The sequence below is a fragment of the Paenarthrobacter sp. 4246 genome (genome assembly GCF_040546855.1).
GTDB lineage: Bacteria > Actinomycetota > Actinomycetes > Actinomycetales > Micrococcaceae > Arthrobacter.
In genome coordinates, this window is the sequence record NZ_JBEPOP010000006.1 from 124794 (window position 1) to 150821 (window position 26028).

Annotated in this window: 23 protein-coding genes and 1 pseudogene; 9 read left to right on the forward strand and 15 right to left on the reverse strand. The window is 63.9% G+C overall.

Annotated elements, in window-relative coordinates:
• Positions 1–75: 75 nt before the first annotated feature.
• The 3 genes from ABIE35_RS12805 to ABIE35_RS12815 are packed head-to-tail and all read left to right on the forward strand — an operon-like array spanning position 76 to position 3073.
• Positions 76–1194, forward strand: coding sequence for a FecCD family ABC transporter permease (locus ABIE35_RS12805; RefSeq protein ID WP_354515419.1), 1119 nt, complete (start codon positions 76–78; stop codon positions 1192–1194).
• Positions 1191–2012, forward strand: a complete 822-nt coding sequence (locus ABIE35_RS12810; protein ID WP_354515421.1) for an ABC transporter ATP-binding protein — start codon at positions 1191–1193, stop codon at positions 2010–2012. Before ABIE35_RS12805 ends, ABIE35_RS12810 begins: the two co-directional genes overlap by 4 nt.
• 41 nt (positions 2013–2053) lie before the next feature.
• Positions 2054–3073 (forward strand): ABC transporter substrate-binding protein, encoded by a 1020-nt coding sequence (locus ABIE35_RS12815; RefSeq protein WP_354515423.1) that lies wholly within the window; start codon positions 2054–2056, stop codon positions 3071–3073.
• 119 nt (positions 3074–3192) lie between these two features.
• Here ABIE35_RS12815 and ABIE35_RS12820 read toward each other — a convergent pair whose 3' ends face one another.
• A complete protein-coding gene (locus ABIE35_RS12820; protein ID WP_354515424.1) occupies positions 3193–4620 on the reverse strand; it encodes a right-handed parallel beta-helix repeat-containing protein in 1428 nt (475 codons plus the stop codon).
• A gap of 280 nt (positions 4621–4900) precedes the next feature.
• Between ABIE35_RS12820 and ABIE35_RS12825 the strand changes: the two genes are divergently transcribed.
• Positions 4901–5989 (forward strand): LacI family DNA-binding transcriptional regulator, encoded by a 1089-nt coding sequence (locus ABIE35_RS12825; protein ID WP_354515426.1) that lies wholly within the window; start codon positions 4901–4903, stop codon positions 5987–5989.
• A 31-nt stretch (positions 5990–6020) separates the two neighbouring features.
• Here ABIE35_RS12825 and ABIE35_RS12830 read toward each other — a convergent pair whose 3' ends face one another.
• From ABIE35_RS12830 to amiA, 7 genes are all read right to left on the reverse strand, one after another.
• On the reverse strand, positions 6021–7682 hold the full coding sequence (locus ABIE35_RS12830; RefSeq protein WP_354515428.1) for an amino acid ABC transporter ATP-binding/permease protein: 1662 nt from the start codon (positions 7680–7682) through the stop codon (positions 6021–6023).
• Positions 7679–9442: an ABC transporter ATP-binding protein/permease gene (locus tag ABIE35_RS12835; protein WP_354515429.1), complete on the reverse strand. Its 1764-nt coding sequence runs from the start codon at positions 9440–9442 to the stop codon at positions 7679–7681. Before ABIE35_RS12835 ends, ABIE35_RS12830 begins: the two co-directional genes overlap by 4 nt.
• Entirely contained in the window at positions 9429–10577 is a 1149-nt protein-coding gene (locus ABIE35_RS12840) for a nitroreductase family protein (RefSeq protein ID WP_354515431.1), read from the reverse strand. Before ABIE35_RS12840 ends, ABIE35_RS12835 begins: the two co-directional genes overlap by 14 nt.
• Entirely contained in the window at positions 10577–11968 is a 1392-nt protein-coding gene (locus tag ABIE35_RS12845) for a YcaO-like family protein (protein WP_354515432.1), read from the reverse strand. Before ABIE35_RS12845 ends, ABIE35_RS12840 begins: the two co-directional genes overlap by 1 nt.
• Complete coding sequence (locus tag ABIE35_RS12850) at positions 11965–13041, reverse strand: CocE/NonD family hydrolase (protein WP_354515434.1); 1077 nt, start codon at positions 13039–13041, stop codon at positions 11965–11967. Before ABIE35_RS12850 ends, ABIE35_RS12845 begins: the two co-directional genes overlap by 4 nt.
• On the reverse strand, positions 13038–13769 hold the full coding sequence (locus ABIE35_RS12855) for a hypothetical protein (RefSeq protein WP_354515436.1): 732 nt from the start codon (positions 13767–13769) through the stop codon (positions 13038–13040). The genes ABIE35_RS12850 and ABIE35_RS12855 overlap by 4 nt, the downstream gene beginning before the upstream one ends.
• Positions 13770–13843: 74 nt before the next feature.
• On the reverse strand, positions 13844–13945 hold the full coding sequence (gene amiA, locus ABIE35_RS12860; protein ID WP_242703463.1) for a streptamidine family RiPP: 102 nt from the start codon (positions 13943–13945) through the stop codon (positions 13844–13846).
• 104 nt (positions 13946–14049) lie between these two features.
• Between amiA and ABIE35_RS12865 the strand changes: the two genes are divergently transcribed.
• Together ABIE35_RS12865 and ABIE35_RS12870 are read left to right on the forward strand one after the other, a co-directional pair.
• Positions 14050–15273: a YncE family protein gene (locus ABIE35_RS12865; protein WP_354515438.1), complete on the forward strand. Its 1224-nt coding sequence runs from the start codon at positions 14050–14052 to the stop codon at positions 15271–15273.
• 1004 nt (positions 15274–16277) lie between these two features.
• Positions 16278–16940 (forward strand): annotated as a pseudogene (locus ABIE35_RS12870) (prolyl oligopeptidase family serine peptidase); the annotation flags it as partial.
• 39 nt (positions 16941–16979) lie between these two features.
• Here the strand turns inward: ABIE35_RS12870 and ABIE35_RS12875 are convergent.
• The 3 genes from ABIE35_RS12875 to ABIE35_RS12885 form a co-directional block, all read right to left on the reverse strand.
• Complete coding sequence (locus ABIE35_RS12875) at positions 16980–18494, reverse strand: APC family permease (RefSeq protein WP_354515440.1); 1515 nt, start codon at positions 18492–18494, stop codon at positions 16980–16982.
• 23 nt (positions 18495–18517) lie between these two features.
• Positions 18518–19384, reverse strand: a complete 867-nt coding sequence (locus ABIE35_RS12880; protein WP_354515442.1) for a universal stress protein — start codon at positions 19382–19384, stop codon at positions 18518–18520.
• Between the two features lie 84 nt (positions 19385–19468).
• Positions 19469–20893 carry a flavin monoamine oxidase family protein gene (locus ABIE35_RS12885; protein ID WP_354515443.1) on the reverse strand — a complete coding sequence of 475 codons (1425 nt, stop codon included), beginning with the start codon at positions 20891–20893 and terminating at the stop codon, positions 19469–19471.
• A gap of 55 nt (positions 20894–20948) precedes the next feature.
• On the opposite strand from ABIE35_RS12885, the gene ABIE35_RS12890 reads away from it, so the two are divergent.
• A complete protein-coding gene (locus ABIE35_RS12890; protein WP_354515445.1) occupies positions 20949–21665 on the forward strand; it encodes a TetR/AcrR family transcriptional regulator in 717 nt (238 codons plus the stop codon).
• Positions 21666–21692: 27 nt separating this feature from the next.
• On the opposite strand, the gene ABIE35_RS12895 is transcribed toward ABIE35_RS12890, so the two are convergent.
• From ABIE35_RS12895 to ABIE35_RS12905, 3 genes are all read right to left on the reverse strand, one after another.
• Positions 21693–22517, reverse strand: a complete 825-nt coding sequence (locus tag ABIE35_RS12895) for a hypothetical protein (protein WP_354515447.1) — start codon at positions 22515–22517, stop codon at positions 21693–21695.
• The gene (locus ABIE35_RS12900; RefSeq protein ID WP_354515448.1) at positions 22514–23086 is read right to left on the reverse strand and encodes an RNA polymerase sigma factor; all 573 of its coding nucleotides are present in this window, start codon (positions 23084–23086) and stop codon (positions 22514–22516) included. The genes ABIE35_RS12895 and ABIE35_RS12900 overlap by 4 nt, the downstream gene beginning before the upstream one ends.
• A gap of 89 nt (positions 23087–23175) precedes the next feature.
• On the reverse strand, positions 23176–23649 hold the full coding sequence (locus ABIE35_RS12905) for a hypothetical protein (protein ID WP_354515450.1): 474 nt from the start codon (positions 23647–23649) through the stop codon (positions 23176–23178).
• 145 nt (positions 23650–23794) lie between these two features.
• On the opposite strand from ABIE35_RS12905, the gene ABIE35_RS12910 reads away from it, so the two are divergent.
• Together ABIE35_RS12910 and ABIE35_RS12915 are read left to right on the forward strand one after the other, a co-directional pair.
• Positions 23795–25015 carry a sensor histidine kinase gene (locus ABIE35_RS12910; RefSeq protein WP_354515452.1) on the forward strand — a complete coding sequence of 407 codons (1221 nt, stop codon included), beginning with the start codon at positions 23795–23797 and terminating at the stop codon, positions 25013–25015.
• Positions 25012–25638, forward strand: coding sequence for a response regulator transcription factor (locus tag ABIE35_RS12915; protein WP_354515454.1), 627 nt, complete (start codon positions 25012–25014; stop codon positions 25636–25638). Before ABIE35_RS12910 ends, ABIE35_RS12915 begins: the two co-directional genes overlap by 4 nt.
• Positions 25639–25674: 36 nt before the next feature.
• Here ABIE35_RS12915 and ABIE35_RS12920 read toward each other — a convergent pair whose 3' ends face one another.
• Positions 25675–25947, reverse strand: a complete 273-nt coding sequence (locus tag ABIE35_RS12920) for a hypothetical protein (RefSeq protein WP_354515456.1) — start codon at positions 25945–25947, stop codon at positions 25675–25677.
• Between the last annotated feature and the right edge of the window lie 81 nt (positions 25948–26028).

Consider the following 26028-nt stretch of genomic DNA (forward strand, 5'->3'; position numbering starts at 1 on the left):
TTAAATGCCACATGCGGGCCAAATATGCGAATCATTCTCATTTAAGATAGTGTCAGGGCGTGATTGGACTCCTCCATGACCGCTGACCTCGAACGCCCAGTCAGTGGCAACCGCCCCGCCCCATCAGCCAGCCCCGCCCGCCCACGCAGGTCAGCGCTTGAACGATTGCTGATACCCCTGCTGGTGCTCGGAATCGTGGCGCTCCTGGTGGTCTCGGGCAGCACCGGGCCACTGCAAACAACGTTCCTTGAATCGCTGCAGATCATGTCCGGGCATCTGATCCCTGGCCTGCCATGGATGTCCGACGGCTCACTCACCGTGTCCCAGGACCAAGCCGTGTGGAGCTTCCGGCTCCCCCGCGCGCTCCTGGCCGGCATTGCCGGGGCCAGCCTGGCGCTGGCCGGGGCCCTCCTCCAGGCGAACGTCCGCAACCCACTCGCTGAGCCTTACATTCTGGGTGTTTCAGCCGGGGCGGGAGTGGGAGCCGTTCTGGCCATCGTGGCAGGCTCGACGGCGGTTGGCGGGCTGGGCTTGAATGCGTCGGCTTTCGCGGGAGCTGCGGCCGCGACGGCACTGGTGTACTTGCTCGCGAAACAGGACGGCGTGATTGCACCCTCCCGGCTCATCCTGGCGGGCGTGGCGTTGGGCTCCTTGCTGTCCGCGGTCACCAACTTCCTGACCATCACCACCGACGCCCAGAACGTCTACAGTGTGCTGTTTTTTCTGTTGGGCAGCGTTTCCGCAGCCACCTATCCGCAACTGCTGCTGCCGGGCGTGGCACTAGTGGCCATCAGCGTCTTCGCGATGTTCCGATCCCGCGCGCTCAACGCCTTCCTGGCCGGCGACGAAACGGCCACGGCCCTGGGCGTCAACGTTGAATCGCTGCGTCGAACACTCCTGCTGGCCACCGCGTTACTGACTGCCACCACGGTTGCCGTGTGCGGCGGAATCGGATTTGTTGGCTTGGTGGTGCCGCACACCGCGCGCATGCTGGTGGGCTCAGATCACCGCCGCATGTTGCCCGTCACCATCTTTGGCGGGGCCCTTTTCCTCATACTCACCGACCTGCTGGCCCGCACGGTGGCGCAACCGGCCGAGATCCCCTTAGGCATTCTCACCGCTACCGTGGGAGCGCCCTTCTTCCTATGGCTCATGCGCGGCAACGGCGCCGTAAGGGGAGGCATCAAGCGATGAAAGTGGAATTCCTCAACGTCAGCATCGCCCTCGGCGGCACTCCCGTGGTTCACGACGTCACCTTTACTGCACCCAGCGGCTCCGTGGTTGGCATTTTGGGCCCCAACGGATGCGGCAAATCCACTCTTCTGCGTGCCCTGTACCGGGTGAACAAACCCACCTCGGGGACCGTCACAGTAGGCGGCCAGGATGTCCGCAGCCTCAACTCCCGGCAGGTCGCGCTCCGAGTGGCCGTGATGGCCCAGGAATCCAGCCAGGACTTTCCCATGACGGCCCGCGAGGTTGTGATGCTGGGCCGAGCCCCGCATCAGCGCGGATTCGGTGCCGATTCGGACCGGGATCACCACCTCGTCCACCAAGCAATGCTCGACGTCGGAGCCTCCTCCCTGACGGACCGCTACTTTGCGGGGTTGTCCGGCGGGGAAAAGCAGCGGGTCCTCCTGGCGCGGGCACTCGTTCAGGAAGCACCGGTCCTGGTCCTGGATGAGCCTACCAACCACCTCGATGTCGCCTTCCAACTGGAGCTCATGCATCTGGTCACTTCGCGGGGAAGGACTGTGCTGGCGGCCCTGCATGACATGAACCTCGCGGCGGAATTCTGTGACCAGGTGGCAGTGCTGCAGTCCGGGCGGCTGCAGGCTTTCGGGCCGCCGTCAACACTGCTGGACCCCCAACTGATCCGCCGCTGCTTCGGTGTGGAATCCCGGACCTTGGAGCATCCTTTGACCGGGCGGGCGCTGATCGCCATCGCAGCGAAGACGCCGGATCAGACACCCCCACCTAGCCAGGATGCGGACTTCTCCGCCGCCCGCCATTGAACGTACCCATCACCCGATACAACCCAACCGGAGGCACATCCATGAAAAAATCCACCCTGCCCAAAACCAGTGCAGTCCTGAGCGTGATGGCACTCAGCGGAATCCTGTTGTCCGGCTGCGGTCAAGCAGTCAGCCAAACACCTGCCACGGACAATGCTGGTGTCGCCGCGCAGCCCGCGGGAGCAATCGAGAACTGCGGCCGCACCCTGACCTTCACCTCCGTTCCCCAGCGGGTGGTGGCCATGACTCCCGGACAGTCCGAGCTGTTGGTGAAACTGGGCGCCGCGGACAAGGTAGTGGCCGAGGCACAGACCAAAGGCAGTGAGCTGCTGCCGGAACTGAAGGAGCGCGGTAACGTGCAGCAGCTGAGCGATCAGATGCCGCCGTCGCGTGAAGTCCTGTTGGGTGCCAACCCCGATTTCGTCTACTCCCCCACAGCGTATGAATTCACTGCCGAGCAGGGCTTCGCGAGCATCGAACAGCTCAAAGCTGCAGGTGCTGAGTCCTACATAGCAACGGCGGGCTGCATGGAACGCCGGAGCAGGGCCGAGGTCAAGGACATCCTCACGGATATCGAGAACGTCGGCGCTGTAGTTGGCGCGGGTGAGCGTACGTCTGCCGTTCGGACGGAAGCAGCTGAGATGCTGACTTCGGTTGAATCAAAGGTGGAAGGCAAGGAGAAGCCCACCGTGGTGGAGCTGTTTGTTGAGGGGAATTCCATTGCGGCCATCGGGGCAGGGATCGAGTACGACATGATCAAGACTGCCGGTGGCGAGAACCTCTTCAGCCCGTCCGATGAAGCCTTCGCCAAGTTCTTCTCTGCCATGATCTCCCCGGAGACACTGGTGCAAAAGAACCCCGAGGTCATCGTGTTCACCACCTTGGACAAGGCCCACGAGGACGCCACCCGCACCTTCCTTCAAGAGAAATTCCCTGAGGTAGACGCCGTGAAGAACCAGCGATTGGTGGCCATCAACTCCGACGACGTCATGCCCGGAACCTGGGGCAACCTCCGCGCCGTGGAGCAGATTGCCAAGGGCCTCCATCCGGACGCGTTCTAAGCCGTTTCGCAGGTTAGGAAGATGGCCACGAGCGTCGATGAAATTCCTAAATTACTGCTGGAGCCCTCAACCACGGGATTCGCCACGAACCTCCAAGACGTACAGGGAAGGGCTACCGTTTAGTAGCCCTTGGTTGTGGCGCCGTACCTATACGCTCCCCTGTCGACTCCCCCGGCCGGACGGGTTGCTCCGGTGAAATCAACGCTGGGCGCGAGTTGGGCGGTTCCGGTTCCAATAGCCGGCGAGCCGGACTTAATCCGGAAATCGGAATCGGTCCGCACTGTGGATGGGAAGTAAAACAGGGGATTAGCTACCTCGTCCTGCGGCCCCAGCACCTCTGGGGTAGCGCCGTTGAAGTAGATGTTGTAGTCGTACCGGACATTGACGTTGTTGTACTTGGAGTTGGTGGACTTGCCCGTCCGCACGTACGAGACATTGTTCAGGACATTGCAGTTCTGGCTTTCCCAAGCACCGATGTTTCCATAATTCAGTGTGGAGCTTGCGGAGTTGAAGTAGCCGGTGTTGTTGATGATGTCCACGTTGTTGGCCTTGTAGGCGTGGATGCCAGAACCGCCGTTGTTGAAAACCACGTTGTTGGACACTAGAGTCCTGCCCTGGTAGCGGACCCCTCCCGATTCCAGTCCCAGCGTGGAATCGACAATGATGCCGTTTCCGTCCGAAATTTTGCCGGTATCCCGCCATGGAATGTTGGACTTGTTGCCGTACACCAAATTCCTCGTAAAGAAGTTCCGATTCCCGGTGTTGGTGTTGAAGTTTGACGGCACCAGAGTAGAGACACCACTGTTGGCGAAGATGGAGTACCAGGCATTGTTAAAGATGGTGTTTTGGTTCACTGTCAGATAGTCGGCCTTGACAGCAGCAACACCACCGCCGGGCCAGCTGTGAATAACGTTGTTGCGCACGATGATGTGGTGGGAACCAACTGTGCTTGTATCCCCCTGCGCCAGCTGGATGCTGATGCCGCTGGCGTTGTATGTGGGGGTTGCCTGCAAGCGTGCAGCGTACGCATCCGCATAAACGAGTTCGGCGTTCAAACCCGCAAGGGTGAGACCCTCGATGGTGATGTAGTCCGCGCCCGTGATCCGAATACCGGCCCAGGACTCGCGGGTCACCGTAATGACGGGCGTATGCCCCGGATAAGCAGCGTAGGTGATTGGAAGACCATCTTGTCCGGACCGTGTGATGTTCAAAGTCCCGCTGTTCCCCGGGTTGCCGTTGTCAATGTAGGTCCCGTTCATGATGAGAACCGTGTCACCGGGCGTGGTGATGTTCGAAGCCGCCTGCAGTGTCCCGAAGGCCTTCTCCGGTGTGGTGCCGTCCTGGGCAGTGCCCGTCCCGGCTCCGGCCCGGACGTAGATGTTCCGTCCCGCTATGGCGCTTGCGGGCCTGGCAACGATGCCGCCCTCCTGGATTGTGAAGCCCACCGCTCCTACCGCTGCCCCGATTCCCATCAGTCGGAGGACATCTCTGCGGCCAGGACCGCGGAGCTGTTCCAGCGGGTTGGGCACGTTGCGTGAATTTGTCATAGCCAAGAACTTCTCCCCTTTGAGTGAAACCCGCATGGATTCTGCAGGCACACGAAGTCAAACATGTGACCCACCCCACAATGTAAGGAAGCGAACCGATTAGCACACACTCAAACAAAGGTAAACAACCGCGCCATCAGTGGCGCTGCCGCCCATGACCACCTCGGGGCGGCATTCTTGACCTGTCAGCAGCGTCGCCTCCGGGTAGACTGCCACCACCCCGGGAGCCCTGCGCCCCAGAAACCCCGGTATACCCGAGCGGGCTCGAATGAGGACCACGATGGCACCAGACACACTTTTTGCGGAACAGCGGTATGAATTCGTCATGAACGAGCTGCGCAGAGAAGGATCGATTGGCGTCGGGGAAATAGCCAATCGTCTTTCGGTAAGTCAGATGACCGTCCGGCGAGATATCGAGGTACTGGCGCGTCGTGGGCTCCTAAGCAGGGTGCATGGTGGTGCCATTCTTCTCAGCACCACCAATGAAGATGGTTGGCCGCCGGCCGTCAGCCAGTCGAAGTACAAGCTGGGGATCGTGGTGCCTTCATTGGAGTTTTTTTGGCCCGGAATCATCAGAGGAGTTCGTGCCACGGCAACAGCCAAGAAGACTGCAGTTTTGGTGAGAGGCTCGGCATATGACGGGCCGGACAACCGCCGCCAGATAGAAAAATTGATTAAGCCGGGGAAGGTTCATGGGCTGTTGTTGGCGCCGACTACCTCAGGGCCAGGTGGCCCTGATTTGCTGCGTTGGATTGGCAGCCTTTCTGAACCGCACGTGCTCATGGAGCGTTTCACGCCGTCCCACCTGGTGAGTGGCGGTGCAGACATCGTGGCCACAGACCATCGGCACGGGACTGAAATTGCTGTGCGGCATTTACGCTCCCAAGGCCATACAAAGATCGGAGTACTCATCAGCCGGGAGTCCCCCACCGCAGGTCACATCCTGCGTGGGTGGGCGGTGGCCTGCGGGAAGCTAGGGATTCCGAACGGTAACGATCTGGTGCATGAAACGGTGAGCTTTGACGCTCCACGTCGGGAAGACTTGCTGAAACTCGTGGCCGAGGAAGTTATTGGTGCTGGAATCACCGCCCTGATCATCCACTCGGACCCTCATGCTGTTGCTTTTGCCCAGTTTTGTTCCCATCATGGCATAGTGATCCCCGATGACTTAGCGGTGGTTGCGTACGGCGATGAGGGCTCACATCTCGGGGAACCTCCCCTCACTGCCGTTCGGCCTGCCAAGCAACACGTCGGGCGCCTCGCCGTGGAGTTGCTGCTGGCACGCCTGGAAGAAGGTCCTGAACGACCTACTCAGCGCATCTACGTGAACCCCACACTCGTTGTACGCGAATCGTCGATCAAGAAATAGCGCACGCCGGAGAAACAATCCACATCCAAGGCTAACCCAGCTGCACCCGCCGGTGGCATGCGGCCAGAGTGGACTCCCGGTGGGACACAGTGATTACCGTGGTGTCGCCGGCGATTGCAGCAACAGCCTCCACCAAGGCACGCTCCGAGGCAGGGTCCAGGCTGGCTGTGGTTTCATCCAGCACCAAAATCTTCGGCTTGATCAGCAGGGCCCTCGCCAAACAGAAGCGGGCACGCTCACCACCGGACAGGCTCACCCCTTGCTCTCCGATCACAGTATCCGCGCCATCCGCCCATCGTTCGCCAGCGAACGGAAGCCCGGCCAGGTCCAAGGCTGACAGGACGTCGGCTTCAGTTGCCGTGGGCTGGGCCAGGCGCATGTTGTCCAGGACGGAACCGTGGAAAACCGGGGCGTCCTGCTCCACCAACGTGACCATACGCCGGAACGACGCCTCGTCCACGGCCCAGGCGTCCACGGACTCCCCGCTGCGCGACACCAGCGAGATACTCCCCGAATCCGGCACCCACAGGCGCACCAACAACCGGGCCAACGTGGTCTTTCCTGCACCGGAGGGGCCGCTGATCCCCACATGCTCGCCGGGCGCCACGGACAGGGACGTCGCGCGCAAAGCCGGCGCGCCGTCGTCGTACGTGAACTGCAGGTTCCGGACCTCCAGACCCAGCGGCCCCTGCGGGTTGAACTCCACCAGGGGCCCCGAAACCGTGGCGGCCGAGGGCAGGCTGATGCCCTCCCCAACGCGCTGGGCACTGGCACGGTGCGGCTGGAGCTGGGTTACGGTGGCAACGCCCTCGGCCACCGGAGCCAGGAGAGTCAGCGTGCCGGCAACCAGGGCGGGCAGCCACACAGGATCCAGCCCGGGTTGTGAGATGGCAGCAAGAAAGACCGCCACCACGGTGCCCAGGACACACAGCTCGCGCAAGGACGCTGCCAAGACAAGGAAGGAGTTGAGCCTGCGCTGGCCGGCATCCACTGCCAGGCTCTGGTCCTCCAGTTGGCGTTGAGCGTGCTCCCGCAGTCCGAAACCCAGGATCTCGCGGGTGCCGGCCAGCAGATCCACGGCGAGTACCGACACCCCGGACCTGGCCTCCTGCACCTTCGCACCCAGCACGGCGCCCCGGCGCAATCCGGGGAGCATCACCGCCACCAGCGCCACGAACCCCAGCAGCAAGACCCCGGCCAGGCCCGGCCCCAGCGGCCACACCACAGCCACCCCGGCCACGAACAGCACTGCAGAGCCAGCCAGCTGGGCAACCGTGTGGGCGTAGAAGAACTCCAGCTTTTCAACATCGCCCATGGCCGTGGCGGCGAGTTTTCCGGTGTGCTGGTCCGGCTTGCGGGAAGGGACACCGCGCGCGAAACCGTCAAAGAGTGCAATGCGCAGCGCGGCCAGGATCCGGTACGCAATGCTGTGCGAGATGTCCATCTCGTGCCACGTCAGCACCGCCCTGAACACCACGGCCACCACCCCGGCAACCCACCATTCGGCGGCTGCGGACTCCTGCCTCATCACTGCCAGCGCCACAACGTAGGAACCCACAACCGCCAGGACAATGAGGGCCAGGTTGTTCAGGATGCCCACAACGGCGGTCCACACTATCCCTGACCACTCGCCGGACATGTGCGGAACCAGGCCCAGGAGCGGGTTACGGGGTGTGCGTGCGGTGAGACTCATAACGTGGCTGCTTCCTGTTGCTGTGTGTGGAGTTGGCCGTGTGCCAGACGGAGTACGGTGTCCGCGGCAGCGAGGGCTTCGGGCCGGTGGGCGATCATGAGCACAATCCGGCGTCCGGCTTCGCGGCGAAGCCCCTCCAACACCCGCCCAGCGAGCTCGGTGTTGAGGGCGGACGTTGGCTCGTCCAGCAGGAGAACCGGCCTGTCCACCAGGAGCGCCCGTGCAATTGAAAGCCGCTGGAGCTGGCCTCCCGAGACGGATCCACCCCCTTCGGACAGCACGGTGTCCAGGCCGTAGGGCCACTGCCGCAGCTCCTCTTCCAGGCCGGCAATCTCCACGACGCGCTGGATCTCCTCCTCCGTAGCAGCAGGCGCCACCACACGGAGGTTCTCCCGAATGGTCCCCGGAAAGAGGTAGCTGCGTTGTGAGACCACGCTGACGTCACTTGGCCTGAGTGGTTGACCGTCCAGGCGGATACGTCCCTCCCCTGCCGGCAGGAATCCCAGCAGAAGGTCGAACAACGTGCTCTTCCCCGCTCCTGACACCCCCGCCAGCGCGGTGAGGCCGCCGGGCTGGATCTCTGCCGTCGCATCCCGCAGAACCCAGGGGTCCGCAGCTGAGTATCGGAAGCTCACGTTCTCCAGCGTGAGACGACCGGGAGGCACGACGCCGGGACCCGCCCCGGGCGCGGGAGCGGCACCGTTCGCGGACGGGGCACCGTGCGGGAAACGCGCCTGCCCTTCGCCCGACACCGTACGGCCACCGGGAGTGTCCGCGCCTCCCGCTGCGTCGATGCTCCCAAGAGCCGAGAGCCCCAGATACCCGGCATGCCATTGGCGTGCCAGGTCCCGCACCGGCCTGAAGACTTCCGACGAGAGCATCAGCAGGAAATACGTGATCGCCGCACTCTCCGGTCCGGGCAATGGCCCCTGCCCCAGCGCTGCGAATGCGGCTAGCGCGGCGGCGGCCAGCATCCCTGCCTGGATCCCGAAGTCCGCCAACGCTGTGTCCACCAGCGACGTGCGCATGGTGGACACGGTTGCTTTATGGAGCTCTTGGGACCTGTGATGGAGCCGCGCCCTGGTCCGGGGAACGGCGTGGAGGATCTTGAGGGTCCGCATCCCTTGGAGGGCCTCCAGGAAGTCGGCGCTCAGTGCCTCGTAACTGTCCCAGTGCTGCTGTCCGCGTTTCGCCAGGGCCTTCCCCCAGAGTTTCGGCGCACCAACCGCCACGGCCACGGCAAGGGCCAAGGCAAGCGCCAACAAGGGATTCAGCCACGCGATCCAGACAAGAAGCGCTGGCACCACTATCTGCAGTTGGAAAGCGTGGGGGATGTACTGGCTGATGTAGCTGTCCACTCCGTCCACACCTTCGCTCAGGGCCAAGCGCCGGGCTCCACCGCGGTCCGAGGTATCCCTGAGCCGTTCGGGCTGGAGCAGGCTGTCGGCCAGCTTCCGGCGTACCTGCAACCGCACCCCGGAGCCCAAGGAACTGGCCAGCCGGGCGTGGAACTGCTGGATCACAAGGCGCCCCAGGCCACACGCGAGAACCCCGGCAAGGTACGGAACGAGCGGCCAGTACATGCCGCCGTCGGGGTTTCCGGGAACCCGCACCAGAACCACAAGCGCCGACAAGGCCTGGGCCAGGAACCACGCCTGCAACCAGTAGCTCGCCGTGGTGATGCAGAGTAGGGCTGTCACTCCAGCCAGCCGGCCGCGGTGGCCAGCCGTCATCTGGAAGAGCCTCTTATTGACCAGCATGCGCGGCCCTTTCGTGATTTGTGGTGCGTGGCTTCCGGAGGACGACGCCCAGTCCGTGGAGCGTGGTCCAGCCGCTGCGGGAACCGGTCCAGCCGCCCACCGGCCGAAATTCCAAGGGCAGATCCGCGCCAAGCGCGGTGTAGAGGATATGAGCGGCCAACGTGGCGGTCCACCACATGGCAGCCGGGGTTGGCGTGCCCAGGATCTCGAAAACCAACAGGGCGTCGAGGCTCCTGACCCAGGACTGCCCGGCACATCGATCGGCCAGTTCCGGATCACGGAGCGACTCCGCGGACAGGACCCGGGCACGGCAGGACGAAGGGGCTGCCTGCGGGAAGGAAAGGAGGGAACGCTCCAGGAGTTCCCCAACCACCCGGCCTGCGTCGGCGGCCGCGCGGGCACGCAAGCGGGATAACCCAAAGCTCCTGCGGGCAGCCAGCTGCGCCTCCGAAACCCCGGCGATCCGGTCATGGCGGGGCTGCTGGCACCTCGCCGGGGACACTCCCAGAGAGACCGTGGCCAGCGCGAACTCCGGAACAGAGCCGGGCCAACGGCGGGGTGCCACGGCATCCCACCGGGCGTCCACACCCCGGGCAGCGGCATGGTGAACCAAGGCCACCGCCGCGTAGGCAGTATCCGCGATCAGCAGCGGACCCGCACGGTGGTGGTACTTCGCCAGGGTGCGCTGCGGCAGCACGGTCAGCACGACGACGGCGCCCCGCGCGGGTGCCCGCAGTCCCCATTGGGGTGGGGTACCGCCGTCGTGGTTCCGCAGGCGTAGCAGCTCACCGCCGCTGCCGTTGAAGCCGGTGCCGTTAAACACGTATGTTCCGGGCGGCACGTCGCAGCCTTCCCCGCAGAGGACCCACAGTTGCACCGGGTAGCACCCGCCGGCCGACGGCACTGGGCGTTTCCGCACCTTCCCGGGCAGGCCGGTGGCGGGATTCGGGTGGAAGTCCTCGCTCCACCAGATGGCCCGCAGCATGGCAGCCACCGGGAGCCCATCATGCCGCGGGCTCTCAACTGTGCCGGACGCCGGGGAACCTTGAGGGCCGGGCGGCTGCACGGGACCGGGAACCTCGTGGCTCCAGGCGCGGGCAAATCCTGGGGCTAGGAGTACGTGGGGGACGTCCATTACATGTGGGGAGGCGGGGTGAGGGTGAAGTCCTCAGGCAGGGCCGGCGCCGTTTCACGCCACCCGCGCTCCAACGCCGCTGTGGTGAACCTGGGGCAGCCGAGGTAGGCGAAAGCGGCCGGCGCGTTGGGAACCAGCCCTCCCACCACGGCGCGGACAACACTCAGGCCGGTCACCGCGACGTCGGGAGTGGTCAGTTCACGGGTATATACAGCGTGACCGGCCGATTCCAGCCGCCTGTAGAGCTCCTGCATGGACACGTCATCCACGGCAGCAACGTCCACCAGCCCACCCGCGGGCTTGGTGAAGCGTTCCGCGAGGACGTGTGTCCGGGGATCAAGCCACACCTGAACATGCGCACCGAGGTCGCGGACTGAACCGAACCCGGGCCCCACGTCGTCCAGGTATTGACGGTCTTCACGGTGTTCCAAGTACAGCCCCTTGGCCATGAGCCCTGCCTCCACCGCTTGGAACACCCAACCATCAGCGTCGGTGGCACCTTGGGAGTAGATCCACGTGTGGACAGCCTCCAGGACTGCCTTGCGTGCCGCTTCAGCGGGTTCGTTCTTGCAGGAGAATCCGGCGGCGTACAGCCCCGTGTCCGGATCGAACACCAGGGCCGCCATGCAGGGTGCGAACTCACTGGGCATTTCCACCACCCAGTACTGCAGCCGGCAACCGGCCATGGCGTCCACCAGTCCGGGAACACTCTCCGGCCTGATACCGCGGGTGGGACCGCCCAAATGCCACCACAGTTCCAGCGCGTCGCGTTCGATGGTTTCCAGCACCGCCCTGTCCGTGGCATCAGCGCGGCCCTGCCCGGTGGCGATCCCCGCGTAGTTCAAATGATGGATCCGCGGGAGGTCACGGAAGCGCCGCTGCCGCCAATTCAGGAGGGTGAGGCTCGCAGGAAGCCACACGTCCGAGCTGTCCGACTCCAGCCTGCATGCTGTCCACAGCGCGGGAGTATCGGCGTCGAGGTTCCGGTAGGGGAATGCCGCACGCTCCAGCTGCCAGTCCGCGAATCGCGGCAGTTGTTCAAGCCCGACGGCGGCCCGGCCTGACGCCGTCAGCTCACGGGCCGTCCCGGTGAAGTAGTGGTGGTCCGGGAGGTCTGCGGGGATGAAGTTGCCGCAGTACCGTTCCATGCCTTCGGCGACGGCCGCGATCCAGGCTTGCCGGCTGTCGCCGAACGTGGTGCCCAGTGAAACGCGGTCGGCGGGCCAGTCTCCCAGCCACCGCGCGTTCGATACCTCCGCGGTCATGGACGTGTATGCGGGTGGGGCGTTCTCCGGGGTGAGAACGGGACGGACCCTGCGGATGATCCCGGTCTGCTCGTCCACCAAGGTGTGCAAGGGAAGCAGGCCCAGGGTTTCGGCTGTTGTGGTCATGATTCTCCGTGGTTGTTCAGGTGGTGCGGCAACGTCTCGGGGGTCGCAGGCGCCCAGTGCCATGTGTGTGGCTGGTCGTCGGGTTGCCACTGGAGGACTGGTGGGCGGCGGTCTCCAAGGGGCCCGGGCTGGGCGCCGGTTGGATCCCAGCCGCTGGCGGCAGCCAGAAAGTCCTTGATCCGGGCCATCAGGCCACCCTGTTGGCGGAGTGCTGCGGCGGCTCCGGCGCCGAGGTCGTTGGCGAGTCGGTGTCCCCATGGTCCCCAAAGGGTTTCCACCAAGGTCCGCGGTGCTGCGCTGCCCCAGGCCCTCACCAGGTTCGCAGCTTCGGCAACAAAGAAGTCCCGTTGTCCCGAAATCATCAGGAGCGGCGTGTTCAGCTGGCCATAAAGGGCGTGAAGATCGGCTGGTGTGGCGTCCCAGAGCCGCTTCCAACCAGCGGTGGACCCCGGACCATACGTGGCGTCATCCATGAGGTTGTGAATCATCCAGTCCATCCCGCGCTCCTCAGCCTGCCGGTATATCCGCCGGAGCTCTGCGGCAGGTAAAGGCTGGCGGGACTCCTTGCCGAAACCATGTTGGTGCCACCAGCCAATCCGGTCCCGCAGGCGCGGTGTGCCATCAGGTTCCCTGGCTGTTTCGCAGAGGCCCAGCGCCGGCACCATCGCCACCACGGCCAGGGGTTTCGGTGCAGCCGCCGTTTCCAAAACCCGGGCGGCTTCAACTGCGCAGTGCGCATCGTAGGAGGCTCCAGCCAGAATGAGGGAGCCCCTGAGCAACCCGTTCCCGGCGAGGTACCGTGCGGTTGCAGCTCCGTCCAGGCCCTCCGTGTCATAGGGATTCCATACGCCGGCGGACCCGTAGCGCCCGCGGACGTCCTGCACCACTACGTCGTATCCGGCACGGCACCATGAGTGGGCTTGGCCCGAGTACTGGGTCCGGCCATAGGGTGTCCGGATCAGGACCGTCCCTTGGACCTCCCCTTCCATTGGGGCCCGGTAGCGGTCTGCGGTGAGTCGAACGCCGTCGTCAGCGGTGATGTCCAGGTGATCCGGCGCGGTGGCGGGTCTCATCGCAGCGGATCCCGCAAGCCCTCGCCCAGGCTGGCGGGTTCCGGGAAGGGCAGAACGGGGTGTTCGCTGGCTGCCAACGTCAGGGTGTCCAGCCGCCAGAGCGTACGGCGGTGAGCGGCAAGTGACGGCGAATTCCTTTGCCAAGCGGTGATGATGGTGAGCAGTCTGGCCGTGAGCAGGTCCATGGCTACCCCATGGGGAGCGAAGTCCGCGGCAGCAGCGGGCGTATCCAGCCAGGCCCTCAGTTCGGCGGCGGCCGGTGAGGCTGCGAGCCTGCGCCGGAGTACCTGCCACCCTGTTGGGTCTGCCGGTTCAAGAGACAGCGGATCGACGAAGACCAGGTCGCCTTCTCCGTAGAAGCGGAGCACGGCCGCACGGCACCCCGGCAGTGCCTCAAAGCGGTTCCGCTCGGCGGGCGTGGCTGCTAAATGAAGGACCAGTCCTACGGACCCGGGCTCCCGGTCGTCGCTCACCGCCACGTCCACCCCGGCCTCCTGGAACAACGGCAGGAGTGCGGCAGCAACGGGTTCGGGAGCTACCAGCCCGATTCGCTCCCGTCCGGCGAGGGGACGCGCACCTGCCTGGCGGCGTTGCAGCAGTTCGTCGCTGATGCCCGTCGCCAGGTTCTGGCCACTGCCTGCCGAGGGTGGGAGATGAAAGAAGGCGCCGTCACCGCTGCGGATGATTGATCTTCCCGCGACGTCAAAGCTGTCTATTGCGGTGCCCATGGTTCCTTCCAAGAGTTGCGGGGGTGGAGCTAAGGGGGCGGGCGCTCCGGCGCGCCCGCCCCCTGGCTTAGTGACTAGTCGAACGGGTTTTCGACCAGTGCATTCGAGTGCGTTGCCGACAGGTGTGCCAGCTGCTCGGTCTCTTCAACTTCAACCAGAACCGTGGTCTTTTCCATGGTTGGTCTCCTTTCGGTGGTGGTGGTTGCCTCCGCTGTTGCGGCGACAACGTCACACTATAGTTAATGAGAACCATTCTCAAATTAGGCGAAAGGGAGCGCTAATGAACTCCGAAGTTTTGGTTGTCGCGGATCAAAAAGCGGGCAACGTACAGTTCCTGAATCCGGTCACCGGGGCAGTCCAGCACCGCCTGGACTCCGTGGTCCTGGCGGAGCACGCCGGATTCCTGCCGTTGGGAGGCGGACGATGCGCGTTCATTGATGATGCCGGAGGTGCCCTGGTCATTGCCGATGCAGTCACCAACACCCCGCCCCGCACCATTCCCGTAGCCATCCCGGGCGAGCACCTGGCATGCGACATTTCCGGCCGCTTCATTGCCGTCACCACCGGACTTGGTGTCTCGTGGGAACCCTGGAGCGATCTCCTCACGGTTGTGGACCTGGAGGCCGACGGCGGACCCACCTCACGCCGGATCCGCACCCGGGCGGGGGAGCCTGGCGTTGTGGTGGGCGAAACGCCCGAGGGGCCTGCCGCCGTCGTCCGCCACCGTGAACCCGGCGGCATCGAATCCTTTAGCGTGGAGGGGATCCTGGCCGAAGGCGTGCACTGCCCGCCTATGCAAAGGCGGCGGGCCGAGGCCTCCCCCGACGGCCACGGCGACGCCTTCGATCCCGTCACGGGCACCATGTTCGTGGCGACGGGCCAGGGTCTGGAATGCTTCGACATCCGCAAGCCACAGCCGGCGGCCCTTCAGGCCATCGCGTGGGATGCGCCCGGTCGCGCCTACTTCCTGCGCTTCTGCCCGCGGCGTCGTGTCCTGGTGGCAGTCCTTCGCCACGGCGGCGGCGAGCCCCGCAGCTGGGCCCGATGGGGCAACACTTTGTGGGTGCACCACGTGGATACCGGGCTGACGCAGTCCACACCATTGGGCCACGGGTTGGTCTTCCGTTTCGCGCTGACCGCCACCGGCATCGCGACCACCCGCGTCCATCCGGAAGGCGACGAGCTTTCCGTGCACCACCTTGGACCGTTGGAAGCAGGCCCGCCGGTGCTGCGGGGCACGTGGGATCTCCCCCGCATGGACGGCGCCCCACGGCCCGGCCATGAACCCTGGGACAACGCCGAACGACGCGCCATTGCCGCCTCACCGTCCTCGGAACTCGTCGCCGTGACCCGCGGTGGACATGGCGAACTGCACGTAGTGGACACATCAGCGGCCGGTAGCCCCCTGCGCACCATCACCCTGGGCAGTCCCCTGCACGACGGCGGCCACCTCGCTTGGGTATCTGCTGTGGACGCAGCGCCGGGCGACACGGTGGGACGGTGAACACCCTCGAGGAGGCTGTTCCTGGCAGAGGACTTCGGCCGCATTTCCGTTCCCTCCTGGAACGCTGGGACTCAACACCCCGCCAAGGGCTCCCCCAGTTCGCCGGCGGACAGGCTGCGTTTCTCTGGCGCGGGCCGGGCGAAGCGTTTGCGTCCTTGTATCTGGCGGCCGAGTCCATGCTTCGGGATGCCTGGACCGTTCGCCGGGCCCACGTGGACGTGGCGGCACCGCCCGGTGTCCGGCTGCCCACGCCACCGGGCACCATTGTCCGCGGCTTCTCCATCGCCCCTGACGGAACGCGCATCGCGGCCTTGCTGAGCACCTCCGCCAGTGAACTAGCCGAAACCTGGATACTCGCTGCCGGGACGCAGCCGGTCCGCATCCCTGGCGCGACGGCCTGGTACGCTGCGCCGGTTTGGGAGCCAGACGGAGGCGGGATCTGGGTCTTGACCGGCAAGCCCCCCTGCCAGCAGATCATGCGCTGCCCGCTCGGCTCAGATCACACGCAGGAGCTCCCGTTTCCAGCGGATCTTGGCAACACCACGGGCATCCGCCTCTCACTGACTCACCCTGGAGAGCACCTTCGGCTCGCGGCGAAGAAGCCGGGAAGTCGGTCACGGGAGTGGGAATTGGCATCCGGGGACTGGCATCACGTGGCTGCCTTAACTCCTGACAGCCGCGTGGAACTGGCCCCTGACGATGACGGCGGCACTACAGTCACACTGGATGGCCTCCCCGTTTACGGCTTGTCCCCAGCGGAACACGTGTCGTCGTTCGCCGTCCGGCCCCATGCCGATGGCACTGACCTCTGGCTCCAGACGGCCTCCCCGGAACGCCCGTTGGGTGTCTTCTGCGTGGACGAACCGGTGCACGCCTCCATGGACTTCCCTCGCGACATCGTCCACCGCAGGGTCACAGCCCTGGCGAGTGACGGCGTCGAGATTCCCCTGGTCATCTCCGCGCGGGCATCAGACCTTGGACCTGACGGCTTACCAGCGCGGCCAATGCCGCTGATTCTCACGTGCTACGGCGGTTTCGGCGTAACGCACAGGACCGAGGCCGAGCCCAGTGTGCCGGCGTGGCTGGAGAGCGGCGGGGTGTACGTGGCTGCGCACCTACGGGGCGGCGGCGAGCTGGGGAAGCAATGGCACCACGCCGGGCGGGGGAAACGGAAGATGCGAACAATCCTGGACCTCATTGACGTGGCTGGCTATCTCGCCGATACCCGCTGGACCACGCCTGCCCAGACCGTTGCCTTCGGGGCCTCACACGGTGGACTGGTGGTCACAGCTGCGGCCCTGCTGTCCCCCGCCTCCCTCGGTGGAGCGGTAGCCGTAGCTCCGTTGCTGGACACCGTGGACCTTCACCGCCATGGCCTGGGGAAGCAATGGTTGCACGAGTTTGGTGCCGACGGGGAGAGCTCTGACCATGACCGGGCTGCCTATTCCCCGGTTCACCTGCTGGGCGGACTCAGCTCCGCCGCCGCGCTGCCGCCCCTCTTGTGCTGCCTCATGGGGCGCGACGAACGCATTGACAACAGTGCCGCCGTCGAGCTTGTTACCCGAATCCGCGAACGTGGAGGCCAAGCCTGGCTGCTCCACGAGGACCGCGGCGGTCACGGCCAGCGAGCAGCCCCGGACGTGCTTGACTTCTCCGCGGCCGTTCTCGCGTTTGCGGCGTCCATTTCCCGCGGCGGAGCGGGGCGGTTAGGCCCGCGTGAGAACCTTGCCCTTGAAGAATTCGGGCCGCACCCGGTACATCACCAGCATGATCACTACGCCCAGGAGGATCACGCCCATTCCCAGAACGAACACCAGCCCAACGCCACCCACGGATGAGCCCGAGCCGTACTCAGGATCCATGGAGTCCATGGCAGTCTTGACGAACATGACCAAGAGGATCACACCGCCCAGCAACGGGGCGAGGAACTTGAAGAAGAACGCCCGGACACTGCTGAACGCCGATGCCCGGAAGAACCAGACACAGGCCAGTGCGGTGATGCCGTAGTAGAAGCAGATCATCATGCCCAGAGCTGTGATGGTGTCCCACAGCGCATTCTCGGACACGGTCCGGGTGATCACGTAGAAACCGGCGGCGGCGATCGCAGCGGCGATGGTCGCGAAGCTGGGCGACTTGAACGTGGGGCTGATCTTGCCAAACTTCGGCGAGATGGCGCGGTAGTGGCCCATCGCGAGCATAGTGCGGGCCGGGGAAACGAACGTCGACTGCAAAGATGCCGCCGAGCTGCTCAGAATGGCCAGTGACATCAGGATCGCGAAGGGGCCCATCACCGGACCGGCAAGCACGGCGAAGATGCTGGACTGGTTTTCCGGGTTTCCGGCACCCAATCCTGTCTCCCCTACGCCGGCGAAGGAGAGGGTAGCCAGTGCAACGGTCATGTAGATGACCACGATGACCAGCACCGTGATAGTCGCGGCGCGGCCCGGCGTTTTCTCCGGGTTCTTCGTTTCCTCGTTCATGGTGAGGGTGACGTCCCAGCCCCAATAAATGAAGATCGAGAGCGACACACCTGCGGCGAATTGTGAGAACGAGTCAACGGCGAACGGGTTGAACCAGTCCGGTGAAATGGCGGTGGCGTCGAAGGCCGTGCCGTTTGCCACGTGGGCGAATGCGGAGACTGCGAACCAGCCCAGGACCAGCAACTGGAAGGCCACCAGCACGTACTGAACGCCTTTGGTGGTCTCCATTCCGCGGTACGAAATCCAGCAGGCCAAGGCGATGAACACCAGCGTGGTGGCGATGTTCAGCGGAAGGATCTTGCTGAGCTCACCCAGCTCCGGATTGCTGAAGATCTGGGCGAGCATCAGGTAGAAGAAGTCCACCGCCACGGCCGCCAGATTGGACAGCACAATGATGGTGGCAGCGATCAGCCCCCAGCCGCCCATCCAACCGATCCACGGACCGAAGGCGCGCGTCGCCCACGTGAAGGAGGTACCGGCGTCGGGCATTGCGTTGTTCAGTTCGCGGTAGCCGAGCGCCACCAGCAACATGGGGATGAAGCCCACCAGGAAGATGGCGGGCAGGTGCACGCCCACCTCGGACACGGTGGGGCCCAAGGCTGCAGTCAGGGTATAGGCGGGTGCGATGCAGGAAACACCGATCACGACGGCGCCGATAAGGCCCACCGATCCGGCCTTCAGCCCCTTTTCACTCAGGGCTGGCGATTCTTTCGACTGGACCGTCTTTGGTGCAGTGGACATGGGTTTTGCCTCTCAGGCGATTGCTAGGAGCTTTGTCGCGTGTAGTCGCGGGGTACCACGATCATGGGAACGGGCAGGGCACGCAGGATCCGGTTGGCGGTGCTGCCCAGGAAGGTGGCCCGGTGCTGGGCCAGGCGGCTGGAGCCGATCAGCAGGATTTCGCCGTCTTCCCAGTCGAGTCGGTCAACGGCTTCTTCGATGGTGCGGCCTTGCGCCACCACGATCTCGGGCTCCGGCAGCTGCGAACCTGCCGGGGAACCGTCGACGGCGGCAATCCGGTCGGCGGCATGCATCCACGCCGTGTCGAGCAGCTGAGGCGAGTCACCGCCGTCGAGCGCCAACAGGGAGACGAGCCGCAGCGGAAGGCCACGGTCCCGCGCGGACTCCACTGCGACGTCGAGCAGTTCATCGGCGCCCGGGCGCGTTCCGAAACCGCAGCTCAGGCGCGTGATGGGCTCCGCGCGCCGGTATCCGTGAGGCGCCAGAGCCACCGGAACCGGTGACGAATGGAGCAGCGAACTGGCTACCGAGCCGATGGTGAACCGCTTGAGCAGGCCACCGTTGGTAGCGCCGATGACCAAGGCGGCCGCGTCCATCTCTACGGCAGCATCGATCAGCGTTTGCGCTTCAGAGTCGCCGCGGCGGATGTGCGCGCGGGCGGTGACGTCGGCTGGAACCAGCGCAAGGCCTTCGTCCAACCAGCGCTGCGCTTGCTCGTTGAGGATGTCGTTGTAGCCGGCCTCAGGCGGGTAGACGGCGTTGAACGGGGAATCTTCCGGGATCACCAGGACCAGATCCAGGCTGACATCGTGGTTCCGGGCCAGCGCAACGGCAAGGTGAACGGCGTCGTGCCCCCTCGCGTTGGCGGTGTAGCCCACTACGTAGCGCATGGTGGTCCTTTCAGTTCTTAAACAGTGGAGCCGGCAGGCCGGGGAATTGTGCTCCCCCGGCCTGCCGGTGCGGTTTCACAGCGGTTAGACGGCGACCGAAGCCAGCTTGTTGGCTTCCACGATGCGGGCGGCGGTTGCCTGGCCCATGCGGACGGCGCCGTCGACGTGCTGGTAACCCTCGGCCGCGAGGTCGGAGGAAGACCAATAGATCGGTCCGACGTTGGCGTGCTGGTCCTTGCCGTAGCGGTGCAGGCCACCGAGGTCGTAGCTGGAGGCGTACGCGCCGCGGGTCCACTCTTCGGAGCCCCAATCGGACTCGTAGTAGACCTCAGGGGTCAGTGCCTTGTCGCCCAGGAATCCGGCGATGGATTCCAGGATCGCTTTCTTGCGGTCTTCAGCGCTGAGCTCGAACACGGCGTCGGCCTTTTCGTCGGACACGAAGCCCACCAGGGTGCCGCGGGTATCGCCGTGGTTGGTGTTGTCGTAAACCTCCTGGACCAGCGCGCCGGCGCTGAACCCCGTGCCGGAGAGTCCTTCTTCGCGCCAGAACGGCGTGTCGTAAACCGCGTGGACCTTGATGACCAGGCCCAGGGACTGGTGCTGGTGCATCTGGTGCTGGCGGCGCGGGAGCGGCGGATCGAAGGAGACCCGGGAGTACAGGTTGGGCGGCACAGCCATGATCACGAAGCGGGCGTTGACCGTTGCCTGCTCGGAGACCACGGTCACGTTGTTGTCGTCCCACTTGATGGTGCGGACGGGGCTGTTAAGGACGACGTCGTCGCCCAGCTCTGCTGCCTGCAGCAGCGAGACCTGCTGCATGCCGCCGATCACGCGCTTGTCCAGGATGAAGTCTTCGTCCGTGAGGTGGCTGAAGGAACCGGCGGAAGCTGCCATCAGCACTGCCTGAAGTGCGGAGAAAGCGTGGGCGGGCTTGGTCAGCATGCCACCGGCGATGAAGAGGCCAATGTTGTTGCAGGCTTCCTCATCGTTGGAGTTCTGACGGAGCCAGTGGTGGAAGGAGATGGTGTCCAGCTCACGTGCCTTGGGGTGCGCCCAGGGCTCGGTGGGGCCGATCTCCGCAGCGAGCTCGTCCAGGATGGCTACGAGCTTGTCCATCTCGGCCTTGGTGTTCTCGTTTACCGGGAAGGTGTCACCGGTGTACTGGGTGCGCTTGCCGTCTGCGCCGATGTAGACGGACTCGCCTTCGCGGTAGCGTGAGTACATTTTCAGTCCGAGCTCGTCCAGCAGCTCCATGAGCACCGTCTGGTCCGGGGAAACCCACTGGCCGCCGATTTCCAGCATGGCGCCGTCGATGGTGTCGGTCCAGGTGCGGCCGCCCACGCGGTCGCGTGCTTCGAGCACTGCGACGCTGAGTCCGGCCTTCTTCAATTCGCGTGCCGCCGTCAGCCCTGACGGTCCGGCACCGACGATCACAACGTCGCGATCAAGATTCTGCATGATGTCCTCTCCGTGGCCGTCCGTGGTGGCTGACCAATAAATGAATGCCATTCATTTATATCCATAGTAGCGTTGGAGTCGGCCGCTGTGAAGGCCCGATGGAATAATGCTGGGGACACAGGCAGCAGAAAGGCTTCCGATGCCCGCACCAACTCCCGCTCCGTCCGCCGGCCCTGCCGGTTCTGTGCGCCGCCGCGCCGGTCGACCGACGGCGGCGGTCCTGGACCAAGACGGGATTACGACGGCGGCACTCGAGTTGATCAGCTCCAAGGGTTACAACGGACTCACCATGGCGGCACTGGCCCGCTCCCTCGGCGTCGCGCCGTCTGCGTTGTACAACCATGTGGCCTCCAAGGACGACGTTTTGCTGCTGGTGGAGGACCACTTGGCAGCCATGGTTGACGTCTCTGCTTTCGGGGTGGAGCCGTGGGATGTTGCCGTGCGCCGCTGGGCATGGTCCTACCGCGATGTTTTCTCGGAGCATACGCCGCTGATCCCCGTGATTGCAGTACTTCCCGTGGCAAACGCCCCCAAGACCCTGGCAATGTACGAGGCCGTGACTGCCGGATTCCGCGACGCCGGGTTCCCTGAGGAGAAGATCATCTCGGCGATCGTCGCCTTGGAAGCGTTTGTGTTTGGCGCCGCATACGACGTCAACGCGCCGGAGGACATTTTCGACGCCGGCAGGCTGGCTGACCAGGTCCCCAACTTAACCGCCGCGGTGGACCGGTTGGCCCTGGAACAGCATGCGCGTCCCACTGATGTTGCTTTCAGTTTGGGACTCGAGGCCCTGATAACGGGTTTCGGGGCGCTGCGGGGGTAGGTTTTTCCTTTGTCTCAAGGGTTACCGTCAGAGGCTGAGGAAGCGGATTTCGGTTGTGTTATCGGAGTACGTCACTTCAACGGGTACGGGTTGGTCAGAGGAGTTTGTCAGTTCAGTGCCGGGAAACCAGAAGGCGAACTGGCCTTTGGAAACGGTGGCTGTGATCCGTTCCCCAGTTGTCGCGGTGTAGGCGACAGCCACAACGTCAGTGCCAACCTGTCCGGACGCCATTGAAAGCGGATTGTCTGCGATGACACCTGTTCCAAGTTGGGTGGCTCTGACTCCTCGGGACGTGAGCGGCTGACCGTCTCCGGGCTTTCCCACTGAGCCGATGGATCCCTTTTTGAACCATGGAGCCGTTGTATCCGTGGTGCAAGTTGCTTCGAACCCGCCGGATCCAGCGAGGACGACGGTAGCCCAAGCGCCGCGCCTCTCGGCGATGGCAACTTCTGCCGCGTCCACATCGCCGGCGAACATGCCATCACCAGTACCTTTGCTGGACCGGATGCAGTCCGAGACCGCACTGTCTCGCTCCGTACCGATCAGTGCGCCAGGGGCTGCGGTCCACGTTGCAAAGGCCGGGTCTCCCCCTGAAAGTACGGGCACCACCAAGAAGCTGGCCGTGGCTGCGAACGCAACGGCACCCAACGCGAGGGTTCGACGGCGACGGCGGTTTGGGCGCGACGTCGACGTTTTGCCGTCCACGGCTCCAGCGCCTCTGTCCGAAGAAGACGGGCGGGACCTGAGGATTTCTTCCAGGTCTCTTTGCGTACGGCCCGGGTTGGGAGCTGCGACCTGCCCGGCTGCGTCCATGGAGCGCAGCTGCGTGTCGATATTTCGGCTGGTTTTCATGATGTCGTGGCCTTTTCGGGAGACGTCGCCGGCGTCGGCGACTCATTCTGGGGGACGTGGTCAAGAAGCAGTCTCAGGGCTCGCCTTGCGCGGGTCAGGCGGAGCCGAAACGCGACTGGCGAAATACCCACGACATGTGCTGCTTGGGGTGCGGCCAGGTTCTCGAAGATCGCAAGCCCAAGGGCCTCTTGGTGGACCTCGGAGAGAAGTGCCCAGGCTCTGCCTAAGTCAACGCGACTGGTGACCAGGTCAGCGTGGGAACTATTGCCCTGAGACGTCACCGTCACCTCGGCTAAGCGGACACCCAGGGCCTGCCGTCGCTGTTCTCCTCGACGGGCATTCAGCATGAGATTTCGTGTGATGCCAAAAACCCAGGCCCGGGCGTCCTCCTGGTGCTTTGGCGCTTCCGAAAACCGCCGCCAGACGGTAAGAAATGCCTCAGCCACGATGTCTTCGGCATTCGCCGCATCCGCGCGACGCTGCACGAACTTCAGCAGGTCGGGATACGCGGATTCGTAGAGTGCCCGAAAGGCCTCTTCCCGATCAGGGGCTCTCGAAAGGTAGCTCATACCCTGTACTTGTCCGCCACGTACCTAAGTGTGTTGCAAGCACTCAGAATATTCTCGGAACTCGAAGTACAAGCCGTGCCCGAGATGCTCTAGCGGACAAGCGAAACGCCCAATGCAGCCAGGACGCCGAATGCTGTCCCCCAGACAATTATTGAAATGATCTGCCAGAGGATGACGGCGTTCCTGGAGGCTCCAAAGGAGATCATGGCAACGGACGTGATCTGGCTGGGCAGGATTGTTGGGCCGATCAGGCTTACTCCTGCGACGCCGAACTTATCGAAGGTAGCCCGCAGCTTGGCACGGCGAGGAGTCATCTCCTTGGATGGCCTGCTCGCGGACACTTTGGTCCGCACGTGGTGGGCGGCAAAAACAAAAACGAGCAGCGAGACGATGTTTCCCACCACAGCCGCAGCGATCGCCACCACAGGATTCACGCCCGCCAGTACGCCCACAACAGCACCGAAGTAAGACTCCACAAAAGGGACGGCCGCTATCAGCAGCACCCCCACCCACTGCAACATGGGCGGGAGGGAGGAAGTGAAGCCTTGCAGGGACTCAATCATGATGGCTACTTTCGTGGATGGAAAACGCTGACAGTCCCATCTTTCAGGGGTCAACCGGGGTCCATGTAGTGCCTTGCTGTCACCGTTTCGCCAGCACTTCCGCAGGAAAATCCATGACAAATGTCATTGCCCTACACTGGGCGTCATGTCCGCAGCCACGACCCGTGAGGTTCCGCAGCCCACCTCCCGCCCGGGTCGCAGCGTGCGCACGACGTGGACTTACACACTCGGTTCCATGGTGTTCATCCTCGTGGTGCTCGATTTCATGCTGATCATTCTTGCCTTGGAAGCGTTCTCTTCCCATTCCGACGGCGCTAACGGGCTTCTCCTCCTTGCTCTTTTCAGCGCGGTGGCGGCCCAGATCCGCTACTGCTGGTTCCTGCGGGCGGGCTTGAACGGAGGCCTTCCGAGTACCCCCTGGACGCTGGCGCTGCTTGTTTCTTCTGTCGCCGTTTGGGTGTTGGGCCTGATCTCTACCACCAGCAATGCGCTGATGTGGAGCCTGCCGCTGTGGCTTGCTGCCTGCCTGGTGGCTTGCTTGCTTCCTTCCCGCCAGCGGCTGGCCGTGCTGGGCGCTGGCCTAGCCACGACGCTCTTGCATCCCACCATCTACTCGTTGATCCATGGCCACGGCTACACATTTCCTGAAGAGCCCGGTCTTCGCATGCTCCTCAGCTATGCGGCATTGATGCCCGTGGTCTTGATGAGCAGCTTGTGGTGGTGGCGGATAGTTGTGGAGCTGGACAGGCACCGGCTCATGGCGGGAGAACTGGCTGTTGCCCAAGAGCGGCTGCGCTTTGCCGCGGACCTCCACGATATTCAGGGGCACCACCTCCAAGTCATTGCCCTGAAGTCCGAACTTGCGGAACGACTGCTCACTGTCGATCTCGATGCTGCCCGCGGGCACATTCACGATGCACGGCTTATCGCAAAACAGGCGCTTGAGGAAACCCGTTCCCTGGTCTCCGGGTACCGGGGAACAGTTCTCGAAAACGAACTCGAAAACGCACGAGAAGTGCTATCGGCCTCCGGAGCACATTGCGAACTCACGATTGACGCAGTTCCTGGAAACCCCGACGTTCATAAGGCGCTGGCCATGGCGGTTCGTGAAGCCACCACCAACATCCTCAGGCACAGCAATGCAACACTGGCTTCCATCACGCTGGAAGCTTCCGCGGATAGCTGCAGCCTCACCATTCGCAACAACGGGGTGACAAGCGATTCCTTAGTCAACCTGTTACCCGGCAATGGCCTTGCTGGCCTTCGCGAACGGATTTCGGCGCTGGGTGGTCAGGTCGAAACGATCTTGGACGCGGAGCGCTTTGAACTTCAGGCGTCGGTCCCCACCAAAGGAATTGTTTCGTGAACGATCTTGATGAGCCGCAGCGCATCCGTTTGTTGATAGCCGACGACGAACATCTCATCCGCGGCGCCTTGGAGGCTCTTTTAGGGCTGGAGCCTGATATCGAGGTGGTTGCCAGTGCCGACAATGGTGTCACTGCCGCCGAGTTAGCACTGGAGTTTCAGCCGGACATCTGCCTCTTGGATTTGGAAATGCCCAAGATGGACGGCGTAGAGGCAGCAGCCCGCATCCTGTCCACCGTCAAAACACGTGTCATTATTGTCACGCGTCATGCCCGGCCCGGGGTGTTGCGCAGGGCACTGGCCTCGAAGGTTTCGGGCTTCGTCCCCAAATCCACCCCGGCTGAAGACCTGGCCCACGTCATCCGTGACGTTGCCGGCGGCAAGCGGTATATCGACCCGGAAATTGCAGCGACGGCCTTGGCCGCCGAGCGCTGCCCCCTCACCGACCGCGAGCTTGATGCCTTAAGGTACAGCCGGTCAACGTCCAGCGTGACGCAGGTTGCCGAAGCATTGCGGCTCGCCCCCGGAACTGTGCGCAATTACCTGTCCTCGGCAATGATGAAACTTGGAGCCGTTTCGCGGCACGAAGCGGCCGAGAAAGCCTGGCAACAGGGATGGATCTGATGCTCCGGCACTCGATCGGGCCCACCTAACCGCCGGTCACTCCAGCACCACCGGCCTCCCAAGCTTCAGCCGCACCCCAGCACCGTCGGTTTCAGAGGCACTCACCGGCCACAGCTTGCGGGGGATCACCGTCCCGGCACCCGTAGCGTACGCCTCCACCACCAAGGCGGGCTTGCCGCCGTCGTCGACTATTTCAGCGGAAGTCGAAGCGCCGTCCGAAAAAGTGACCGCCAAAGAGGGGCCCGCCCCTTCCATAAGAAGGACAGCCCCCGGAAACAGGTGGGTATGCGAGGCCTCCGCAGTCGCCATAACAACCGCCCAACTCTTGTAGTATAAGTTTACAACTTGTATCCTAAGTGGCAGGCAAGGATGCCGCACCCACTAGGAGAA

What these genes read in the sequence shown, in the direction of transcription:
- ABIE35_RS12830 (WP_354515428.1), bottom strand. Translation starts at nt 7,682, where the DNA reads ATGAGTCTCACCGCACGCACACCCCGTAACCCGCTCCTGGGCCTGGTT.
- ABIE35_RS12825 (WP_354515426.1), top strand. Translation starts at nt 4,901, where the DNA reads ATGGCACCAGACACACTTTTTGCGGAACAGCGGTATGAATTCGTCATG.
- ABIE35_RS12875 (WP_354515440.1), bottom strand. Translation starts at nt 18,494, where the DNA reads ATGTCCACTGCACCAAAGACGGTCCAGTCGAAAGAATCGCCAGCCCTG.
- amiA (WP_242703463.1), bottom strand. Translation starts at nt 13,945, where the DNA reads ATGGAAAAGACCACGGTTCTGGTTGAAGTTGAAGAGACCGAGCAGCTG.
- ABIE35_RS12850 (WP_354515434.1), bottom strand. Translation starts at nt 13,041, where the DNA reads ATGAGACCCGCCACCGCGCCGGATCACCTGGACATCACCGCTGACGAC.
- ABIE35_RS12805 (WP_354515419.1), top strand. Translation starts at nt 76, where the DNA reads ATGACCGCTGACCTCGAACGCCCAGTCAGTGGCAACCGCCCCGCCCCA.
- ABIE35_RS12810 (WP_354515421.1), top strand. Translation starts at nt 1,191, where the DNA reads ATGAAAGTGGAATTCCTCAACGTCAGCATCGCCCTCGGCGGCACTCCC.
- ABIE35_RS12840 (WP_354515431.1), bottom strand. Translation starts at nt 10,577, where the DNA reads ATGGACGTCCCCCACGTACTCCTAGCCCCAGGATTTGCCCGCGCCTGG.
- ABIE35_RS12890 (WP_354515445.1), top strand. Translation starts at nt 20,949, where the DNA reads ATGCTGGGGACACAGGCAGCAGAAAGGCTTCCGATGCCCGCACCAACT.
- ABIE35_RS12885 (WP_354515443.1), bottom strand. Translation starts at nt 20,893, where the DNA reads ATGGCATTCATTTATTGGTCAGCCACCACGGACGGCCACGGAGAGGAC.
- ABIE35_RS12900 (WP_354515448.1), bottom strand. Translation starts at nt 23,086, where the DNA reads ATGAGCTACCTTTCGAGAGCCCCTGATCGGGAAGAGGCCTTTCGGGCA.
- ABIE35_RS12905 (WP_354515450.1), bottom strand. Translation starts at nt 23,649, where the DNA reads ATGATTGAGTCCCTGCAAGGCTTCACTTCCTCCCTCCCGCCCATGTTG.
- ABIE35_RS12835 (WP_354515429.1), bottom strand. Translation starts at nt 9,442, where the DNA reads ATGCTGGTCAATAAGAGGCTCTTCCAGATGACGGCTGGCCACCGCGGC.
- ABIE35_RS12920 (WP_354515456.1), bottom strand. Translation starts at nt 25,947, where the DNA reads ATGGCGACTGCGGAGGCCTCGCATACCCACCTGTTTCCGGGGGCTGTC.
- ABIE35_RS12815 (WP_354515423.1), top strand. Translation starts at nt 2,054, where the DNA reads ATGAAAAAATCCACCCTGCCCAAAACCAGTGCAGTCCTGAGCGTGATG.
- ABIE35_RS12855 (WP_354515436.1), bottom strand. Translation starts at nt 13,769, where the DNA reads ATGGGCACCGCAATAGACAGCTTTGACGTCGCGGGAAGATCAATCATC.
- ABIE35_RS12865 (WP_354515438.1), top strand. Translation starts at nt 14,050, where the DNA reads ATGAACTCCGAAGTTTTGGTTGTCGCGGATCAAAAAGCGGGCAACGTA.
- ABIE35_RS12820 (WP_354515424.1), bottom strand. Translation starts at nt 4,620, where the DNA reads ATGACAAATTCACGCAACGTGCCCAACCCGCTGGAACAGCTCCGCGGT.
- ABIE35_RS12880 (WP_354515442.1), bottom strand. Translation starts at nt 19,384, where the DNA reads ATGCGCTACGTAGTGGGCTACACCGCCAACGCGAGGGGGCACGACGCC.
- ABIE35_RS12895 (WP_354515447.1), bottom strand. Translation starts at nt 22,517, where the DNA reads ATGAAAACCAGCCGAAATATCGACACGCAGCTGCGCTCCATGGACGCA.
- ABIE35_RS12845 (WP_354515432.1), bottom strand. Translation starts at nt 11,968, where the DNA reads ATGACCACAACAGCCGAAACCCTGGGCCTGCTTCCCTTGCACACCTTG.
- ABIE35_RS12910 (WP_354515452.1), top strand. Translation starts at nt 23,795, where the DNA reads ATGTCCGCAGCCACGACCCGTGAGGTTCCGCAGCCCACCTCCCGCCCG.